The organism is Micromonospora sp. NPDC050276 (assembly GCF_044459545.1).
Taxonomy (GTDB): domain Bacteria; phylum Actinomycetota; class Actinomycetes; order Mycobacteriales; family Micromonosporaceae; genus Micromonospora.
In genome coordinates this window covers 341,833-355,766 of sequence record NZ_JBITJA010000007.1, presented here as the reverse complement: position 1 = coordinate 355,766, position 13,934 = coordinate 341,833, and the positions used below count along the sequence as shown (strand labels likewise).

At 71.5% G+C, this 13,934-nt stretch carries 16 protein-coding genes; 6 read left to right on the top strand and 10 right to left on the bottom strand.

Translation table 11 applies throughout. From position 1 onward, the window contains the following. Positions 1-43 precede the first annotated feature (43 nt). Positions 44-766, top strand: a complete 723-nt coding sequence (locus ACIBF8_RS18115; RefSeq protein ID WP_396784216.1) for a hypothetical protein — start codon at positions 44-46, stop codon at positions 764-766. A 27-nt stretch (positions 767-793) separates the two neighbouring features. Here the strand turns inward: ACIBF8_RS18115 and ACIBF8_RS18110 are convergent, their stop codons facing one another. The 4 genes from ACIBF8_RS18110 to ACIBF8_RS18095 all read right to left on the bottom strand — a co-directional run bounded on the left by ACIBF8_RS18110 (position 794) and on the right by ACIBF8_RS18095 (position 4,791). Continuing rightward, on the bottom strand, positions 794-1,549 hold the full coding sequence (locus tag ACIBF8_RS18110) for a lysophospholipid acyltransferase family protein (RefSeq protein ID WP_396784214.1): 756 nt from the start codon (positions 1,547-1,549) through the stop codon (positions 794-796). Positions 1,550-1,644: 95 nt separating this feature from the next. Beyond that, positions 1,645-3,705 carry a glycogen debranching N-terminal domain-containing protein gene (locus tag ACIBF8_RS18105; protein ID WP_396784213.1) on the bottom strand — a complete coding sequence of 687 codons (2,061 nt, stop codon included), beginning with the start codon at positions 3,703-3,705 and terminating at the stop codon, positions 1,645-1,647. Then, positions 3,705-4,076, bottom strand: coding sequence for an SCP2 sterol-binding domain-containing protein (locus ACIBF8_RS18100; protein WP_396784212.1), 372 nt, complete (start codon positions 4,074-4,076; stop codon positions 3,705-3,707). The genes ACIBF8_RS18105 and ACIBF8_RS18100 overlap by 1 nt, the downstream gene beginning before the upstream one ends. Before the next feature lie 298 nt (positions 4,077-4,374). Then, positions 4,375-4,791 (bottom strand): CBS domain-containing protein, encoded by a 417-nt coding sequence (locus ACIBF8_RS18095; RefSeq protein WP_396784210.1) that lies wholly within the window; start codon positions 4,789-4,791, stop codon positions 4,375-4,377. A 247-nt stretch (positions 4,792-5,038) separates the two neighbouring features. Between ACIBF8_RS18095 and ACIBF8_RS18090 the strand changes: the two genes are divergently transcribed. Further along, positions 5,039-5,620, top strand: a complete 582-nt coding sequence (locus ACIBF8_RS18090) for a nucleotidyltransferase family protein (RefSeq protein ID WP_396784209.1) — start codon at positions 5,039-5,041, stop codon at positions 5,618-5,620. 15 nt (positions 5,621-5,635) lie between these two features. Here the strand turns inward: ACIBF8_RS18090 and ACIBF8_RS18085 are convergent, their stop codons facing one another. From ACIBF8_RS18085 to ACIBF8_RS18070, 4 genes are all read right to left on the bottom strand, one after another. Continuing rightward, positions 5,636-6,076: a PPOX class F420-dependent oxidoreductase gene (locus ACIBF8_RS18085; protein WP_396784334.1), complete on the bottom strand. Its 441-nt coding sequence runs from the start codon at positions 6,074-6,076 to the stop codon at positions 5,636-5,638. Positions 6,077-6,277: 201 nt separating this feature from the next. Next, positions 6,278-7,303, bottom strand: coding sequence for an aspartate-semialdehyde dehydrogenase (locus ACIBF8_RS18080; protein WP_396784208.1), 1,026 nt, complete (start codon positions 7,301-7,303; stop codon positions 6,278-6,280). A gap of 235 nt (positions 7,304-7,538) precedes the next feature. Continuing rightward, positions 7,539-8,876, bottom strand: coding sequence for a M16 family metallopeptidase (locus ACIBF8_RS18075; RefSeq protein ID WP_396784206.1), 1,338 nt, complete (start codon positions 8,874-8,876; stop codon positions 7,539-7,541). Beyond that, complete coding sequence (locus ACIBF8_RS18070; RefSeq protein ID WP_396784205.1) at positions 8,873-10,162, bottom strand: M16 family metallopeptidase; 1,290 nt, start codon at positions 10,160-10,162, stop codon at positions 8,873-8,875. The genes ACIBF8_RS18075 and ACIBF8_RS18070 overlap by 4 nt, the downstream gene beginning before the upstream one ends. A gap of 101 nt (positions 10,163-10,263) precedes the next feature. On the opposite strand from ACIBF8_RS18070, the gene ACIBF8_RS18065 reads away from it, so the two are divergent. Beyond that, positions 10,264-11,001 carry a phosphodiesterase gene (locus ACIBF8_RS18065; RefSeq protein WP_396784203.1) on the top strand — a complete coding sequence of 246 codons (738 nt, stop codon included), beginning with the start codon at positions 10,264-10,266 and terminating at the stop codon, positions 10,999-11,001. On the opposite strand, the gene ACIBF8_RS18060 is transcribed toward ACIBF8_RS18065, so the two are convergent. Next, a complete protein-coding gene (locus ACIBF8_RS18060; protein WP_396784202.1) occupies positions 10,968-11,186 on the bottom strand; it encodes a hypothetical protein in 219 nt (72 codons plus the stop codon). The genes ACIBF8_RS18065 and ACIBF8_RS18060 overlap by 34 nt on opposite strands. Positions 11,187-11,459: 273 nt before the next feature. Here ACIBF8_RS18060 and ACIBF8_RS18055 point away from each other — a divergent pair, with 273 nt between their 5' ends. From ACIBF8_RS18055 to ACIBF8_RS18045, 3 genes are all read left to right on the top strand, one after another. Continuing rightward, on the top strand, positions 11,460-12,554 hold the full coding sequence (locus tag ACIBF8_RS18055) for a 3-deoxy-7-phosphoheptulonate synthase (protein WP_396784201.1): 1,095 nt from the start codon (positions 11,460-11,462) through the stop codon (positions 12,552-12,554). Between the two features lie 306 nt (positions 12,555-12,860). Beyond that, positions 12,861-13,094, top strand: coding sequence for a hypothetical protein (locus tag ACIBF8_RS18050; protein ID WP_396784332.1), 234 nt, complete (start codon positions 12,861-12,863; stop codon positions 13,092-13,094). Positions 13,095-13,117: 23 nt separating this feature from the next. Then, entirely contained in the window at positions 13,118-13,312 is a 195-nt protein-coding gene (locus tag ACIBF8_RS18045) for a hypothetical protein (RefSeq protein WP_396784200.1), read from the top strand. Positions 13,313-13,369: 57 nt separating this feature from the next. Here the strand turns inward: ACIBF8_RS18045 and ACIBF8_RS18040 are convergent, their stop codons facing one another. Beyond that, positions 13,370-13,909 (bottom strand): DUF1360 domain-containing protein, encoded by a 540-nt coding sequence (locus tag ACIBF8_RS18040; RefSeq protein WP_396784199.1) that lies wholly within the window; start codon positions 13,907-13,909, stop codon positions 13,370-13,372. Positions 13,910-13,934 lie beyond the last annotated feature (25 nt).

Sequence of the window (13,934 nt, the reverse complement as noted above, 5' to 3'; positions counted from 1 at the left end):
GCCAGGCTTCAGTACACAGCCAGCTGACCGGAAGGTCGTGACGATGCACTCCGACGCGTCCCCCTTCTTCATCGGTCCCCACCGGTTCGACGCTCCGGACGACGATGTGGGGCCGACCCTGGACCGCCGCTACAACCTGCGACCGAGGCCCGGTGAGCGGGTGCTCGGGCGGCACCGGCTGCTGGTCGCGGGCTACCTGCTCGGGCCGAGCGAGACGCGACGCCGTTGGCAGCTGCCCGAGCCGGTCGCGGTGACCGTCACCGATCAGCGGATCTGCTGGGTGGGCAGCGGCTCGCAGCTCTCGCTGGTCGCCGACGACAGGCGCCGGGCCCGGCCGCCGGCGCGGCTCAACGGCCTGATGAGCGGGCAGATCCGTTGGCAGTGGCCGTCCCGGTTGGAGTTGCCGGCGACCAAGCAGGACGCTCCCGCGCAGCTGCTGATCGTCTGCGACGCCCTGCGCACGATTCAGCAGCCGGCGTTGGCCCTCAGCGGGGCGGCCGCCGAGGTCGTGGCGCTGGCCCGGCAGGTCCGCCGGGCGGTGGCCATGTTCCGGCTCACCCGCCCGCAGTTGGTCGACCTCTCGGCCCAGGAGCGCGACGTGCTGCTGCTGCGGGCCGGCCCCGGCCTGCTCGCCGGCGACAACCGGATCACGTTGCCCGGCTCGTTGCCGGTGGAGTTCTTCTCTCGGGACGACTACTACCGCTCCCGACCGGAGCCGACCTCGTGGAGCGGGCTCGCCGGCGGCGCAGCATCCGGACATCGGTGAAGCTGCTGGCCACCGTGCGGCCCGGCGTCAGGTGGTGGGGGTGCGCTCCTGCTCGGCGGCGGCATCCAGAGCGGCGGCCTCCTCCGGCGTGGGTGCGCTGCCGCCCAGGTGCGCGGGCTGCCACCAGGTGTCGTCCGGGCCGGCGGGGGTGTCCGGGTAATCCCGCTGCGCCCGGTCGACGAGGGCACTGAGCCGGGTGGTCAGCTCGGCGGCCAGCACGTTCGGGTCCGGGAAGTCCGCCGGGTTGATCGGCTCGCCAATCAGGATGGTGATCGGCGTGTGCCGGCGGGTGAGGGTGCGTGGGCGGCCCTTCGTCCAGAGGCGCTGGGTGCCCCACAGCGCGACCGGCAGCACCGGCACCTTCGCCGAGCGGGCCATCCGGACCGTGCCGCTCTTGAGCTCCTTGACGGTGAACGACCGGCTGATCGTCGCCTCGGGAAAGACGCCGACGACCTCGCCCTGCTTGAGCGCGCTCACGGCGGCGCGGAACGAGGCCGCACCGGCCTGCCGGTCCACCGGAATGTGCCGCATCCCACGCATCAGCGGGCCGGAGATCCGGTGCGCGAACACCGACTCCTTGGCCATGAAGCGAACCAGCCGTCCCGACGCGTTCGCGCCCAGACCGGCGAAGATGAAGTCGAGATAGCTGACGTGGTTGCTGGCCAAAACGGCCCCGCCAGTACGGGGTACGTGATGAGCGCCCTCGATGGTGATCTTCAGGTCGAGGAGGCGGAACATCGTCTTGGCGGTGGCGATAACGGGCGGGTACACGAGCTCCGGCATTCGCAGAATCTACCCTGCCGAGCTGGGGTTCGGCTGGGTGGCGAACCGGCGGCGACGTAGGCTGCACGCCACCGCCGGTTCGACTGTCGAATCGGTCATTCGGCGCGGTCGTTCAGGTCCAGCCGGCCACGCGCGAACGCGTCCACCCGGCCCCAGCGACCCGGGATGTCCAGCACCTCGATGCGGCCCATCCCCACCGGCAGCCGTGGCTCGACCGCCAGGTGACCCTCGTGCGGCTCCAGACCGAGCATGGTGCGCAGCAGCAACAGCGGAGTACCTGTCGACCAGGCCTGCGGGCTACACGCCGTCGGATACTCCACCGGGAACTTGGTCAGCTCCCGCGGGTAGCCGCCGAACGCCTCCGGCAACCGGCCATCGAAGTACGTGGCCGCGTCCAGGATGCCGTTGGCGATGGTCGCGGCCTCCTCGGCGAAGCCGTAACGGCGCAGACCCCAGGCGATGAACGAGTTGTCGAACGGCCAAATCGTGCCGTTGTGGTAGCCGATCGGGTTGTACCGTGCCTCCCCCTCGGCGAGCGTGCGCACCCCCCAGCCGGAGAAGAGCCGCGGTCCGACCAGGTGCGCGGCCAGCTTCTCCGCCCGCTCCGGTTCGACGATCCCGCTCCACAGCAGGTGACCGATGTTGGAGCTGAGGATGTCGCACTGGCGGCCGTCCGGGTCCAGGGCCAGGGCGAAGAACTCGCCGTCGGCCACCCACCAGTCCCGGTTGAACCGCTCCTTCAGCTGCGCCGCCTCCCGCTCCAACTGGTCGGCGAACGCCGGGTCACCCCAGAACTCGCGAGCCATCCGGGCCGCCCGGACCTTCGCGTCGTACGCGTACCCCTGCACCTCACAGGTGGCCCGCGGGAACGGCGGCAGCGTGCCGTCGGAGTAGGAGATCGAATCCCAGGAGTCCTTCCAGCACTGGTTCTCCAGGCCGGTGTCGGTGTTGCGCCGCTCGTACCAGATGTAGCCGTTGCCGACCAGGTCGGCGTAGTTGTCGATCCAGCGCAGCGCAGCCCGGGATTCCTGCTCCAGCTCCTTGACCAGCGCGACGTCTCCGCTCCACCGCTCGTACTCGTCGAGCAGCACGACGAACAGCGGCGTCGCGTCCACCGAGCCGTAGTACGGCGAGTGGGGTTGCTCGTCGAAGGCCGCGGTCTCGCCGTAGCGCATCTCGTGCAGGATGCGCCCCGGGTCCTCGTCCCGGAAGTCGTCGAACCTGCTGCCCTGCAGCGACGCCAGGATGCGCAGCGTCGTCTTCGACAACTGCGGGGTGAACGGCAGGGTCTGCAGGCAGGTGAGGATGCTGTCGCGGCCGAACATGGTCATGAACCAGGGCAGGCCGGCGGCCGGCAGGGTGGCACCGCCCAGCGACAGCGGTGAGAAGCGCAGCGCCGCCAGGTCGATCAGGCTGCGCCGGTACGTGCTGGCCACCCGGCCGTGCTCACTGTTGACCTTGGGTGCGTCGGCGATCCACTGCTCCAGGTCGTGTTGCAGGGCGAGCCGCTCCGTACCGTGCATGCGCAACCCGAAACGCAGGTCCCGGCCGCCGGGCCCGACCGCGCGGGTCTCGACGTCGATCGTCGCTTCCCACTGCTCGTTGGGCTCCAGGTGGACGGTGTATGCGAAGCCCTTGTCGTCGTACCGGGCCGACATCGACGACGAGATCACCGTCTCCCGCCGGAAGTTGCCCCGCCGGTACCCGAGCCGCAGCCGGTCCGACTCCACCTCCGTGTAGATCTCGCCCTTCTTGTTCAGGATCTCGTCCTTGACCTGGAACAGGTCGGCGAAGTCCGACGCCGCGTCCATCCGGACTTCCAGTTCGACCGGCTTCTCATCATGGTTGAGGACGGTCAGCTGTTCCCGGAAACTGCCGCCCACGGCCCGCTCCCGGATGATCGACAGCTTCGCGTCCACGTAGTGCGTCGCCATCCCCGGCACCAGGAAGAACCGCGACTCGAAGTACTGCAGGTCGTCGAAGGAGAGCGAGTTGAGCCGCTCGCCGTTGACGGTCAGCACCCAGGTCGACAGGAACCGGGTGTCGATGGAGAAGAGCCCGGTGGGCTCGCTCGGCGTCGCCTCGATGTCACCGGTGTCCTCGCAGACGACGAACGTGTTGCCGTCCAGGATCCGGATCGTGTTGCTCTGCCCCATCAGTTCCCCTCCCCCACGAAACGCCGACGCGGCCCACGGGCGTCCGGGGAACCCGGGAAGATCCGCTCCACCTGTACGACCAGCCGAGCGTCGCCGGTCACCGTCATGTCCCCCCGCAACAGCGCCGCCAGGCCGTGCTCGCGGCCAGAGGCGATGTCGTCGAACAGGATCGGGCTCGCGCCGATCACCGTGTCGGCCTCCTGGTCCTCCTGACTCACGTTCAGCCGGCCGTGGTCGATCCTCAGCAGCCAGTGCCGGGTCTGCGCCCCCTCGTGCAGGTCGATACGCAGCGTCCCGGAGGTCTTGGCCAGCAGCGGCTCGTACCCCCGGCGATCCAGATCCTCGAAGAACCTCGTGGTCGCGTCCACCATCGGGTCCACTCCTCCCAGTTGCCGGGCCCGGGATCCCACCCACCGCGCTCGCGTTCGCGCGGACGGCCGGCGTTGCACGTCTGAGCACGGGTCCCCGCCGCTTTCCCGCCCAACCTCACCCAGATCGGGTGAACCCCCCTGTGCCGGTGATCAAGAGCTTTGCGTCACCACCTTCGGCGTGTCGTGACGCAAACTTCTTGATCAACCAGGGGAGGGGGGAGGGGACGGGGGCGGGGACGGGGGCAGGGACGGGCCGGCCCTCCCGGGAGGGAGGGCCGGCGCGCGCCGCGGCGGACGGTCAGTTGTTCGGGTCGTTGGCGCTGATGTCGGCCAGGACCGACTGCGGTTCGCGCTCGACCGCGAGGTCACCCATCGAGACCAGGCCGACCAGGCGCCCGTCGTCGATCACCGGGAGCCGGCGTACGGCGTACGTCCGCATCAGGTCCGCGGCGGCCACGGCGTCGTCGTACTGACTCACCGTGATCACGTCGCGGGTGGTGATCTGATTCAGCCGGGTCGAGCCCGGGTCCATGTTCTCCGCGACACCTCGGACCGTTATGTCCCGGTCCGTTACGATGCCAACCACATTGTCGCCGTCGGTTACCACCACATCGCCAATCGCACTGTCACGCATCTCCTGCGCGGCGGCGATGAGCGTGTCGTTGCCGTCCATCGTCACCAACCGGGTCGTCATGAACTCTCCGACCGTTGTCATGGTGCTCCCCTCTCGGTGTCGGCACAGCCCGTCTACCCGCCGCTCGGGAGGGGGTAACGCCGACGGCCCCGGCCTATCCGCGCGTACCCGAGGAGGCCGATCGCGGCCCGTGCCCGTTCGGCCGGGAAGAACCGACGCGGCACCGTCTGGTCCAGCAGATCGGGAAAGCAGGGCGCTATACCCGCCGACCGGCGGCACACCTGCCCACGGGGCGGCGCACATCGGCTCCACTGCCTACCGTGGCCGGATGACGACGGACCACGTAAAGCTGCGGCAACTGGTCGTCGGCAGCGGTTGGCTGACCCGGGCGCTGACCGTCGTGCGTGACTCCGGCTTGCCGGACGCCTGGATCGGCGCGGGCGCCCTGCGCGACCTGGTCTGGGGCGAGTGGTACGGCGACGGGTTCGACCCGGCGGGGGTCCGCGATGTGGACGTGGTCTTCTTCGACTCGGCGAGGCTGACCCGCGCCGACGACGACCGGGCCACCGCTCGACTGGCGGGGATGTGGCCGCAGCCACCGTGGCAGGCGCGCAACCAGGCCTCGGTGCACATCTGGTACGCGGCCACGTTCGGCGGCGACCCGATCGAGCCGTACCGCAGCGTGGCCGAGGCGGTCGCCACCTGGCCGGAGTACGCCACAGCGGTGGCCGTCCGCCTGGACCCGGACGGCCGGCTCATGGTCTGCGCCCCGTACGGCCTGACAGATCTGCTGGGCGGGGTGTGGCGGCACAACCCGGCCCGGGTGGACGTGGCCCGCTCCCGGCAGCGGTTGGCCCGGCACCGGCCGGCGCAGCGTTGGCCCGGCGTGACCGTGATCGAGCCGGGCTGATCGACTGCGGGCGGGTCAGCCTCGGGGCGGCATGCCGTAGAGGCGCTCGACGTGCAGGCGCAGCACGATCCGTCCCTCGTCGACCATGGCCTGGCGGTACTCGTCCCAGTCGGGGTGTTCTCCGCGCAACCCCCGGTAGAGCGCCACCAACTCCTCCACCGTGTCGTCGCCGAGCTGGGTGGCCGGCGGGGTCAGTTCGGCGCGACCCTCGACCACCGCGTACGCCCAACCGTCCTCGCTGCTGACGTGGAAGCTGGCACGTGGGTCACGGCGCAGGTTGGCGGTCTTGGCGCGGCCGTCGGTGACCGAGACCCGGATCACGCCGGCGTCCCGGTCGAAGGAGTAGAGCACCGTGGACAGCTGCGGACGCCCGTCCCGCTTGATGGTGGCGAGCACGCCCATCGAGCGGCCGGCCACCAGATCGGTCAACGCCTGCTGGGTGCGGTCATCCGGCATGGTGTCCTCCAGGTTGGACGATCGTCTCCGACCCATCCAAGCACGACCTGCCGGCCGCCGCGGGCGACCACCCGGATCGGCAGCACGACCACCCGGAACGACACCGAGCCCCCGCCGGCGAACGGCGAGGGCTCGGTGCTCGGTGCTCGGTGGGAGTTCGGTGTCTTGGCGACTGCTCCGGCGTCTTGGCGACCGTGTCGGTCAGCGGCGCTCGGCGGCGACCAGCTCGGCGAGTTGCACCGCGTTCAGCGCGGCGCCCTTGCGCAGGTTGTCGTTGGAGCAGAACAGGGCCAGCCCGTACTCGACGGTCTCGTCGGCGCGGATCCGACCCACGTAGGTCGGGTCCTGGCCGGCGGCCTGCAACGGCGTCGGGACGTCGGTCAGCGCCACCCCGGGCGCGTCGGCCAGCAGTTCATGGGCGCGTTGCGGGGTGAGCGGCCGGGCGAACCGGGCGTTGATCTGGAGCGAGTGGCCGGTGAAGACCGGCACCCGGACACAGGTGCCGGAGACCTTCAGGTCGGGGATCTCCAGGATCTTGCGGCTCTCGTTGCGGAGCTTCTGCTCCTCGTCGGTCTCGAACGAGCCGTCGTCGACGATCGAACCGGCCAGCGGGAGGACGTTGAAGGCGATCGGCTGAGCGAACGAGCGCGGCGCGGGGAACTCCACGGCCGCCCCGTCGAAGGCCAGCCCGGCGGCGTGCTCGGCGACCTTGCGGACCTGCTCGTCCAGCTCGGCCACGCCGGCCAGCCCGGCGCCGGAAACCGCCTGGTAGGTGGAGACGACCAGGCCGACCAGGCCAGCCTCGGCGTGCAGCGGACGCAGCACTGGCATCGCGGCCATCGTGGTGCAGTTCGGGTTGGCGATGATGCCCTTGGGCCGGTCCCGGGCGGCGTGCGGGTTGACCTCGGCGACCACCAGCGGCACCTGCGGGTCCATCCGGAACGCCGACGAGTTGTCGATCACCACGGCGCCGGCCTCGGCGACTCGGGGCGCCAACTCCCGGGCGGTGCCCTTACCGGCCGAGAAGAGCACGATGTCCAGCTCGGAATAGTCCGCGGTCGCGGCGTCCTCGACGATCACCTCGCCGTCACGCCACGGCAGCGCCCGCCCGGCGGACCGCGCCGAGGCGAACAACCGCACCTGCTCCGCCGGGAACTCCCGCTCCGCCAGCACCTGCCGCATCACGCCACCGACCTGGCCGGTGGCCCCCACAATGCCGATCCTCATGCCCGCGAGGCTACCGACCCTACCCCCGAAACCGGGACCCCTTTCCCACCCCCCGGGTCCCACCTCACACCCCCACCCCACCCCCCGCGCCGGCCCCACCCCCACCCCCTGCCCCACCCCGTCGATCATGAAGTTATTGCCGCGACACGCCGTGGCGAGTGACAACAACTTCATGATCAACGGCGCGAGGCCGGGTGGGGCCGGGTGGGGCCGGGGGGCCGGGAGGGATTGGGGATTAGGGGAGGAGGTCGCCTAGGGCGGTGGACTCCAGGTCGGCGCGGATCACTTCGGCGTCGCCTTCGACGACCAGGGTCAACGCGTCCGGGTGCAGGTGGGTGGCGGCTGCCGCGGAGACCTGGTCGACGTCGGCGGAGAGCAACGACTCGCGCAGCCGCGCGTGGTAGTCGTCCGGCAGGTCGTGCACCACCAGGGTGGTCAGCGCGGAAGCGATCGCCCGCGGGCTCTGCAACTCGACCGAGAGCTGGCCGGCCCGCCAGGAGCGGGCCACCGCCAGCTCGTCCTCGGTCACTCCGCCCGCTTGGGTACGGGTGATCTCGCCCACCGCCTCGACCAGGGCCGGCGCGGTGACCGCCGTCTGCACGCCGGAACTGACCGCGAACCGGCCGAACCGCCGCGACGCGGCGAAGTCACCCCGGATGCCGTAGGTGTAGCCGTGCACCTCGCGGAGCAGGTGGTTGAGGCGGGAGGTGAACGCCCCACCGAGCACCGTGCCGGCGAGCGTCATCGGCACGTGGTCGGGGTGCGCCCGGTGTGGTGCCGGGTGGCCCAACCGCAGCGTGGACTGCACCGAGCCGGGCCGGTCCACCAGGATGATCCGGCGGCCGCCGTGCAGCGGCACCTCGATCGGGCCGCTCCGCTCGACCGGGCCGCCACCGGTGCCGGCGAACGCCGCCGCGGCCAGCGCGTCCAGGTCGATCCGGTCCAGGTCACCGGCGACGATCAGGGTGCCGGGGCGCAGGAACCACTCGGAGTGGAAAACCGTCACGTCCTCGACGTCCAACCCGGCGACCGACTCCGGGTCGCCGTGCATCGGCCGGCCCCAGCGGTTCTGCGCGCCGAACAGGTCGGCGCGCAGTGCCGCGTCGGCGCGCGGGCCCGGGTTGGCCCAGTCCATCCGCAGCGCGGTCGCCTCGTCGTCCCGGACCCGGCGTACGTCGGCGGGGTCGAGCTTGGGCGTCCGGACCGCCTCGGCCAGCAGTTCCACGGCCGCGCTGAGCCGGTCCACCGGGATCACCACGCTGGCCTGGAACGAGTCCCAGTCCAGGCCGGTCGACAGAGCGGTGCCGAGCCCTTCGACGGCGAGCGCGTACGCGGCGGCGTCCCGCTGCGCGGTCCCCTCCTCCAACGCCTTGGCCAGCACCCCGGACAGGCCCTCCTTGCCGACCGGCTCCTGGCCCGCGCCCACGTCGAGCAGCAGCAGGGCCACGGCGAGGTTCTGCCCGGGCAGGTGCGCGGCGACGACCTGACCACCGGCTGCGGCGCGGCGGACCACCGGCGGGAACCGGTATGGGCGGGCGGCACCCGGGCCGGGACGGTCGGCGATCAACGTCATGAGGTCTCCTCGGGCAGGTAGGTCAGGATCACCCGGTCGGTGGCGAGCACGTCGGCGGCGGCCTCGGCGATCTGCTCGGCGGTGACCGCGAGCAGGGCCGGCAACTGGTCGGCGACGCGGGCCGGGTCACCGAACTGCGTGGCGTACCGACCGAGCAGGTCCGCGCGGCCGTCGACGGTGGACAGTTGACGCCACCATCCGGTGCTGAGCAACGCCTTGGCGCGATCCAGCTCGGCGGCGGTCACCGGTACGGTGGCCAGCTCGTCGACGACCTCGGCCAGCCCTTCGGCCAGCCGCTCGGCGCTCACTCCGGGGCGGGCGGTGGCGGTGGCGATCAGCGGTGCCGGGGCGTGGGCGAGGTCCACCCCGTACGCCCCGACCAAATCCGGCTGCGCAATCCGCTCACCGTCGGCGAGCCGCTGGTAGAGCCGGCTGCCCCGGCCGCTGCCGAGGATGGTGGCGAGCACGGTGATCACGTTGTAGCCGGGGCTGCCGAACGGGTAGCTGCGGTGGGCGATGTACACCCGTGGTGCGGGCACGTCGGCGCTGACCGACTCGACGGCCGTCTGCCCGGTGGCGGGGACGCTGCGGCCGTCCGGTGCCGACGGAATGTCGTCGCGGGCCGGCAGCGCGCCGAAGTACTTGTCGGCCAGCGCGAACACGTCGGCCGCGGTGGCGTCACCGACCACGGTGAGCACCGCGTTGTTGGGCGCGTAGTAGGTCTGGTGGAACGCCTGGAAGGTGGCCAGGTCGGCGGCGTTCAGGTCGGCCATCGAGCCGATCGTCGCGTGGTGGTAGGGGTGTCCCGGCGGGTAGAGCAGCGGCAGCAACCGCAGCCAGGCGTCGCCGTACGGAACGTTCTCGTAGCGCTGCCGACGCTCGTTCTTGACCACGTCCCGCTGGTTGTCCAGTGTCTCCTGGGTGAGCGCGGGCACCAGGCCGCCCATCCGGTCGGCCTCCAACCAGAGCGCCAGCTCCAGGTGCTCGGCCGGGACCGTCTCGAAATAGTTGGTCCGGTCCGGATTGGTGGTGGCGTTGAGCGAGCCGCCGGAACCTTGGATCAGCTTCATGTGCTCGGTCTTCGCCACGTTCACCGAGCCCTCGAACATCAGGTGCTCGAAGAGGTGGGCGAAACCTGTCTGCCCGGCCGGCTCGTGCCGGGAGCCGACGTCGTACCACAGGTTGACGGCCACGGCGGGCGCGGTGCGATCCTCACTCACCACCACGCGCAGGCCGTTGTCCAGGTGGGACGTCTCAATGGGCCAGGGGTAACCGCTGTCGGGCATGCCCCGACGCTATCCGATCTCGCGGGCGGAAAGGTGACGCGCGGTCGGTCGGCGAGCCGACCCGGCCGCATCGGGGCCGGCTCTCGGGGTACCGGAGAGAAATGACCACCACCCCGCCGCCACCCCGCCCCGCCACCGCCGTCGAACGCGCCAGCGCCGCGCTCGGTCGGCTGCGCCGCGGCCGGTTGCTGCATCCCGCCGGTCGCTCGTTCGTCGGCGAGACGGTGATTTGGGGTACGCCCGGACCACCCACCGGAGTGGCGCTGCTGGATCACCCCGGCCGGTACCGGACGACCGTCCGGCTCTCCAAGGGGACGCCCACCCCCGGCAGCTGGCCTGACGTGCTGGGCCTCGCGCTGCGCCTGCACCGCGACGACGGCCGACCGTTCGATTTGCTGGTCAGCTCCAGCGCCGCGGCCCCGGTGCTGCGGAACCTGCCGCTGCCTCGACGCCGCTTCACCGGCACGTACAGCACGATCACCTGCTACCGCGCGGGTCGGCGCCGCCTCTGGCTGGCCGTGCTGGCCGACCCCGACTCGGCCGACCTCGGTCGCAGCCTCGCCACCGCGGCCGCCGCGACCCGGACGGACACCCCGCGCCTGGTGCTCGCGGTCGCGTCGGCCGTGGGTCACTGGCGGCTGGTCGGGCAGATCCTCCTCGGTGCGCAGCTCAGCGCCGGGGAGGACGCGGCGCTCGCGTTCGACCCGGTGCGCAACCTGCCATCCGAACTGCGGATGGCAGGTCCACTGGCCTGGCTGCGCGACCGGACCTACCGGGGGTCGCGCCGGGCCCGCGGGGCGAGCGCTCAGTCCGGCGGCTCGACCGCGGCCACAGCCTGATCCGAGGTACGCCGTTCCAGCACCGTGTCCGGAGCGGCGTTCTGGTCCGCCGCCCGGATGTCCGACTCGGCGAGGATGGCCTCCGCCTGCGCGTCCGGGTCGTCGCTGCCCACCGCCGTCTCCTCGGGCAGTAGGTGGTGCGCGCGGGACTCCACCCGGTCCTGATCGCTCTGCTCGTGGGTCATGGCACCCCTGTTACCCCGACCGCGCCCCCGGCACGCGATGTTCACCCCGCATCTTGGGACGACGGTCCGGGTGATCGCGTCCGGTCGGGTACGCTGGCCTGGTGACGCGTTCCTATCGATGGTTTAGGCAGCCGGCTCGCACGCCGGTGACTTCACCATGAACTGACGTCACCACGGACCGAGCCGGCTGGGCAGGAGCTGTCGTTCCTGCCCTTTTGCGTACGAGCAGCCGGCTCGTCCCGGGCACCGGCCCCGGGCACGGTCGGCGGAAGGATGCCCACCGTGACGACCCCGGAGACCGATCGGGTCAGCGATCAGCGGATCGACCGTGTCGTGCCGCTGACCACGCCCGCCCTGCTGCACCACGAGTTGCCCCTGGACGCCCCGCTCGCGTCGGCCGTGCTGACCGGCCGCCGCGCGGTGAGTCGCGTCCTGGATCGCGAGGACGACCGACTGCTGGTGGTGGTCGGCCCCTGCTCGGTGCATGACCCGGCCGCAGCCCTGGACTACGCGCAGCGGCTGCGGACGGCGGCCGACCGGCTGGCCGACGACCTGCTGATCGTGATGCGGGTCTACTTCGAGAAGCCACGCTCCACGGTCGGTTGGAAGGGCCTGATCAACGACCCGGGCCTGGACGGCAGCGGAGACGTCAACACCGGGCTGCGGCTGGCACGGGCGTTGCTGCTCGACGTGCTGCGCCTCGGCCTGCCGGTGGGCTGCGAGTTCCTCGATCCGATCACCCCGCAGTACATCGCGGACACGGTCGCCTGGGGCGCGATCGGCGCGCGCACGGTGGAGAGCCAGGTGCACCGCCAGCTGGCCTCCGGTTTGTCCATGCCGATCGGCATGAAGAACCGCCCGGACGGCAGCATCGGCACGGCCGTGGACGCGATCCGCGCCGCCGGAGTGCCGCACGTCTTCCCCGGCATCGACTTCTCCGGCACCCCGGCGATCATGCACACCCGGGGCAACACGGACGGGCACCTGGTGCTGCGTGGCGGGGGCGGCCGGCCCAACTACGACGCGGAGTCGGTCGCCGGGGCGCTCGACCTGCTCCGTGCGGCCGACCTGCCGGAACGGCTGGTCATCGACGCCAGTCACGCCAACAGCGGCAAGGACCACCGCAACCAGCCGTTGGTCGCCGCCGACGTGGCCGCTCAGCTGGCCGCGGGCCAGCGTGGGATCACCGGCGTGATGTTGGAGTCGTTCCTGCTGCCGGGCCGGCAGGAGCTCGACCCGACCCGGGAGCTGGAGTACGGCCGGTCGGTCACCGACGCCTGCCTCGGCTGGGACGACACCGCCGAGGTGCTCGACCACCTGGCCTCGGCCGTGCGGGCCCGTCGGGCCACCCTGCCCACGACAGTGTGACCGCCGACACTGCGACGTCCGGAACACGAGCGGGGGTCGGCTCGTTGACTGGGGTGTCGGTGTGTCCAGTGTCCCCGGGCCTCACCTAAATAGCCTTCGCGGAATACCGTCCGGCTGGAGCCGCGTAGCGCCACTCGCCGAGAGGCGACCTGCACACCGACACCAGCGCCGCCCCCGGCCCACAAGGCCGGGGGCGGCGCTGTCTTTTGGCGGGCCACCGACGGGAGCCTGAGGCGCCGCAGGGGAACTGGTGAGCCCGGTACGCCGGTCGTCGGCGTGACGTTTGACCGATTCCGCCCCGGGTAGCTGATCGACGTGACCGACGACGCATCCGTGACCGGCGAGCCGGACACCCGGGCCCTCGACGACCTGCTCGATGACATCTTCCGGGCGCAGGAGCGGGTCACCCAGGCGGAGATTTACCGCCAGGCCGTGGCCGCCGAACTTCCGCCGGACCTGCTCGCCCGCATCGACGCGCTTCCCGAGGGCGAGTACGCGGTGGACGAGGCCAGCGACCTGCTGGGCGGTTCCATCGGGTGAGCGACCGCAGAAGGGACACCGACATGACGCACCACGAGGACCACGACGAGAAGGTGCCGGCGCTGGGTCAGCCCCCGAAGGGCAGGGACACCACGCCCGAGCCGGACTTCGCCAACGAGCACGATCGCACGGCGGTGGATCGGGACATCATCACCGGGGCGGACGAGGACGTACGGGAGCCGGAGTCGCCGCACGGCTGGTCCGGCATGCAGCGCTGAGGCGTACGAACGAGAAGGGGGCCGGCGAGCGCCGGCCCCCTTCTCGTGTCCTGCTCGTCAGTCCTCGTCGTGCCCACCCTCGGCGGCCTGCTGTGCCGTCGCGTACGCCATCTGGAGGAAGTCGGACGCGGCGACGGCCGTCAGCGCGGTTGCCACCAGCCGGGTGAGCCGGGGCGCCAGCACCAGGCCACCGGTCAGTCCGGTGGCCACCCAGACCGCCAGGCAGAACGGGCAGCTCAACAATTCACCGATGGCGTGCCGGGTGGAGCTGCCCGAGTCGCGGACCTGCTCCATCACCTCACCGCTGCCGATCGGGCGGTCGTAGCGGGTGAACGGGGCCCGCAGCGGGCTGGTCACCGCGTCCTTGGACAGCAACCGGCTCAACTTGTGCGTGGCGATGGAGAGCAGCACCACGTCTGACGGGGCGGGACGCTCCGGCACTGGCCGACCGGTCACCTTGACCAGGCCGGCGAGAGCACCGGTCACCCCGGCGTAGACGCCCATCGCCGCCAGGTAGCCACCGAGCGGCCGGTGTTCGTGCGGCGCGTACGCGCGGCGCAGCCTCGTCGCCTTCTGTCGTAGGCCAGTGTCGCTCACCCGATCTCCTCACATGTCGTGGTGG

What these genes read in the sequence shown, in the direction of transcription:
- ACIBF8_RS18115 (WP_396784216.1), top strand. Translation starts at nt 44, where the DNA reads ATGCACTCCGACGCGTCCCCCTTCTTCATCGGTCCCCACCGGTTCGAC.
- ACIBF8_RS18110 (WP_396784214.1), bottom strand. Translation starts at nt 1,549, where the DNA reads ATGCCGGAGCTCGTGTACCCGCCCGTTATCGCCACCGCCAAGACGATG.
- ACIBF8_RS18105 (WP_396784213.1), bottom strand. Translation starts at nt 3,705, where the DNA reads ATGGGGCAGAGCAACACGATCCGGATCCTGGACGGCAACACGTTCGTC.
- ACIBF8_RS18100 (WP_396784212.1), bottom strand. Translation starts at nt 4,076, where the DNA reads ATGGTGGACGCGACCACGAGGTTCTTCGAGGATCTGGATCGCCGGGGG.
- ACIBF8_RS18095 (WP_396784210.1), bottom strand. Translation starts at nt 4,791, where the DNA reads ATGACAACGGTCGGAGAGTTCATGACGACCCGGTTGGTGACGATGGAC.
- ACIBF8_RS18090 (WP_396784209.1), top strand. Translation starts at nt 5,039, where the DNA reads ATGACGACGGACCACGTAAAGCTGCGGCAACTGGTCGTCGGCAGCGGT.
- ACIBF8_RS18085 (WP_396784334.1), bottom strand. Translation starts at nt 6,076, where the DNA reads ATGCCGGATGACCGCACCCAGCAGGCGTTGACCGATCTGGTGGCCGGC.
- ACIBF8_RS18080 (WP_396784208.1), bottom strand. Translation starts at nt 7,303, where the DNA reads ATGAGGATCGGCATTGTGGGGGCCACCGGCCAGGTCGGTGGCGTGATG.
- ACIBF8_RS18075 (WP_396784206.1), bottom strand. Translation starts at nt 8,876, where the DNA reads ATGACGTTGATCGCCGACCGTCCCGGCCCGGGTGCCGCCCGCCCATAC.
- ACIBF8_RS18070 (WP_396784205.1), bottom strand. Translation starts at nt 10,162, where the DNA reads ATGCCCGACAGCGGTTACCCCTGGCCCATTGAGACGTCCCACCTGGAC.
- ACIBF8_RS18065 (WP_396784203.1), top strand. Translation starts at nt 10,264, where the DNA reads ATGACCACCACCCCGCCGCCACCCCGCCCCGCCACCGCCGTCGAACGC.
- ACIBF8_RS18060 (WP_396784202.1), bottom strand. Translation starts at nt 11,186, where the DNA reads ATGACCCACGAGCAGAGCGATCAGGACCGGGTGGAGTCCCGCGCGCAC.
- ACIBF8_RS18055 (WP_396784201.1), top strand. Translation starts at nt 11,460, where the DNA reads ATGCCCACCGTGACGACCCCGGAGACCGATCGGGTCAGCGATCAGCGG.
- ACIBF8_RS18045 (WP_396784200.1), top strand. Translation starts at nt 13,118, where the DNA reads ATGACGCACCACGAGGACCACGACGAGAAGGTGCCGGCGCTGGGTCAG.